Source organism: Cobetia sp. (assembly GCF_983723665.1).
Genome location: NZ_CFDJES010000222.1, coordinates 1 through 3122, shown reverse-complemented (window position 1 = coordinate 3122; position 3122 = coordinate 1). Strand labels below are relative to the sequence as shown.

The 3122-nt window shown below is 61.9% G+C and carries 2 protein-coding genes; both read left to right on the top strand.

Annotated elements, in window-relative coordinates:
- Positions 1-676 precede the first annotated feature (676 nt).
- On the top strand, positions 677-2092 hold the full coding sequence (locus AC4FAH_RS14100; RefSeq protein WP_035160064.1) for a cytochrome ubiquinol oxidase subunit I: 1416 nt from the start codon (positions 677-679) through the stop codon (positions 2090-2092).
- Positions 2093-2109: 17 nt separating this feature from the next.
- Positions 2110-3117, top strand: coding sequence for a cytochrome d ubiquinol oxidase subunit II (gene cydB, locus AC4FAH_RS14095; RefSeq protein WP_024952510.1), 1008 nt, complete (start codon positions 2110-2112; stop codon positions 3115-3117).
- Positions 3118-3122 lie beyond the last annotated feature (5 nt).

Here is a 3122-nt window from a genome sequence, read left to right as displayed (position 1 = left end):
GCGCCGGGGCCTATCTTCTCGGCCACCCAGGGCTTCAAGCATTGCATTCGCTTGAGCTACGGCCACCCATGGGATGCGGCGTCAGAGCGCGCCATGCAGACATTGGGTGAATTGCTCAAGGCAGCCTGAAACGCGGACCGCTCAGGCTGCATGCGAGGTGCGAGGAGTGCCTCGAGTATATCCGCGCATGAGTGCGCGCAAATGCCGCAGCCCTTGTGGCCGCCTTGCCACACAGTCTTCACTCGTCATCCGCGGGGGCGAAAACAGCCTTTTGCGGCACATGTCACTCGCGCGCCAGCCGCTTGCCACACCTGGATGTCGCACCTTGTTGCGCACCCTGGCTGCATGCCTTGATGCCGCACGCGTGCCCTAGCAGGGTGCGCAAGAGCCCGCCATGGCGGGGCCTGCCGCCAAGGGCGATGTGGCACGCGCCTGACCCCGTCATAGTGCTGACGTGAATCAGAGTGCGCCCTCCTGCCCGACTCGCCTTGCTGGATTCTCGCCAGACCACCTGGCTGGCTCACGGGCATTTAACGACTGACCAAGATTCAGCTCGCAACTGATATGGTTTTTTCTCGCACAACTGAGCCTGTTATGGCTTCCGGTGGCTCCCTAGAGTAGCGGCGAAGATTCAGGCAGGGCCGTCCCCCTTGCCGCCTACTCAGGAGACATTGCCATGTTCGGCACCGAGGCCATCGACCTGGCCAGGATACAGTTCGCCTTCACCATCTCGTTTCACATCATCTTCCCGGCCATCACCATTGGCCTCGCCAGCTATCTGGCGGTGCTGGAAGGCATGTGGTTGAAGACGGGCACACAGGTCTACCGCAACCTCTATCATTTCTGGTCGAAGATTTTCGCGGTCAACTTCGCGATGGGCGTGGTGTCAGGGCTGGTCATGGCCTACCAGTTCGGCACGCATTGGAGCGGTTTCTCGGCCTTTGCCGGCAGCGTGACCGGGCCACTGCTGACCTATGAAGTGCTGACCGCCTTCTTCCTCGAAGCCGGCTTCCTCGGCGTGATGCTATTTGGCTGGAATCGCGTCGGCCGCGGCCTGCACTTCTTCTCGACCTGCATGGTGGCGCTCGGCACCCTGGTCTCGATGTTCTGGATCCTGTCGTCCAACAGCTGGATGCAGACCCCTCAGGGGCATGAGGTCATCGATGGCATCGTCGTGCCGGTCGACTGGCTCGCGATCGTCTTCAATCCCTCCTTCCCTTATCGCCTGGCCCACATGGCACTGGCCTCCTTCCTGAGCACCTCGCTGTTCGTCGCTGCCTCCGCCGCCTGGTTGCTGCTCAAGAAACGCGACACCCCGGAAGTGCGCAAGATGCTCGTCATGGCGGTGCTGATGTTGATGGTGACCGCCCCGCTGCAGGCCTTCGTCGGCGACATGCATGGCCTTAATACGCTCAAGCACCAACCGGCCAAGATCGCGGCCATCGAAGGCCATTGGGACAACAGCCATGGGGAACCGACGCCGTTGATCCTGTTCGGTGTGCCCGACATGCAGCGCGAAGAGACGCGATTTGCGCTCGAGATTCCGGCCCTCGGCAGCCTGCTGTTGATGCATGACATCGACAAGCAGGTGCCGGCGCTCAAGGACTTCCCCGCCGCCGACCGCCCCAATTCGACCGTCGTGTTCTGGAGCTTCCGCCTGATGGTCGGCCTGGGCCTTGCGATGATTCTGCTCGGCCTCTCGGGTGTCTATCTGGCCCGCAAGGGCAGGCTCTTCACCTCGCGGCGCTGGCTGAGACTGGCCGTCGCCATGGGGCCGGCCGGTCTGATCGCGATACTCGCGGGCTGGTTCACCACCGAGGTCGGCCGCCAGCCGTGGGTGATCTACGGCTTGATGAGAACGGAAGATGCCGTCTCTGCCCACAGTGCCGTTCACCTCAGCATCAGCCTGACAGCCTTTGTCACGGTCTACTTCATCGTCTTCGGCACGGGGATCAACTACATCTTCAAGCTGATCAAGAAAGGGCCTGAGGGTGATGACAGTCACGCCCCCAGCGGCGGCCCCGGCAAGCCACGCACGCCATCCCGTCCACTGTCGGCCATCGAGGAATCTCTCGACGGCACCACTCACTGACCGGAGCGATGAACGCTATGGGTATCGACCTTTCTGTCATCTGGGCGGGCATCATCCTGTTCGGCCTGATGATGTACGTGATCATGGACGGCTTTGATCTGGGCATCGGCATTCTCTTCCCGTGGGTGGAGGAAAAGGTGGACCGCGATGTGATGATGAATACCGTGGCGCCCGTGTGGGATGGCAACGAGACATGGCTGGTGCTGGGCGGCGCGGGGCTGTTCGCGGCCTTCCCGCTGGCCTACGCCGTCTTGCTGGAAGCCCTGAGCATTCCTCTTGTCGCCATGTTGATCGGCCTCATCTTCCGCGGTGTCGCCTTCGAATTTCGCTTCAAGGCCTCGGACGCGAGTCGCCACTGGTGGGACAAGGCCTTCGTGGGCGGCTCGGTGCTGGCTACCTTCAGTCAAGGCGTCGCACTGGGAGGCTACATCCAGGGCATCGCCTTCGATGGGGTTCACTTCAGCGGCGGTTCGCTGGACTGGCTGTCACCCTTCCCGCTGTTCTGCGGTGTGGCGCTGCTGTTCACCTATGCGCTTCTCGGCAGCACCTGGTTGATCATGAAGACCGAAGGCATTCTCCAGGCGCGCATGTTTGCCCTGACGCGCCCGCTGACGCTGTGGGTATTGATCATGATCGCGGCCGTCAGTCTGTGGACTCCGCTGGCGCACCCCGCCATCGCCGAACGCTGGTTCACGCTGCCGCAGCTGTTCTGGTTCCTGCCGGTGCCAGTGCTGGTAGTGCTGGCCGGTTATGCGCTGATCCGCGCCGTCGCCTTTGAATATCATGCCCAGCCTTTCCTGCTGGTGCTGGCCTTGATCTTCCTGGGCTACAGCGGTTTCGGCATCAGCATGTGGCCTGACATCATTCCCGGTCATGTGACGATCTGGGAAGCGGCCTCTCCGCCACAAAGTCAGGGCTTTGCCCTCGTCGGCACGCTCTTCATCCTGCCGATCATCCTGGTGTATACGGCGTGGAGCTACTTCGTGTTCAAGGGCAAGGTCCGTCATACCGATGGCTACCATTGAGAGGT

What these genes read in the sequence shown, in the direction of transcription:
- AC4FAH_RS14100 (WP_035160064.1), top strand. Translation starts at nt 677, where the DNA reads ATGTTCGGCACCGAGGCCATCGACCTGGCCAGGATACAGTTCGCCTTC.
- cydB (WP_024952510.1), top strand. Translation starts at nt 2,110, where the DNA reads ATGGGTATCGACCTTTCTGTCATCTGGGCGGGCATCATCCTGTTCGGC.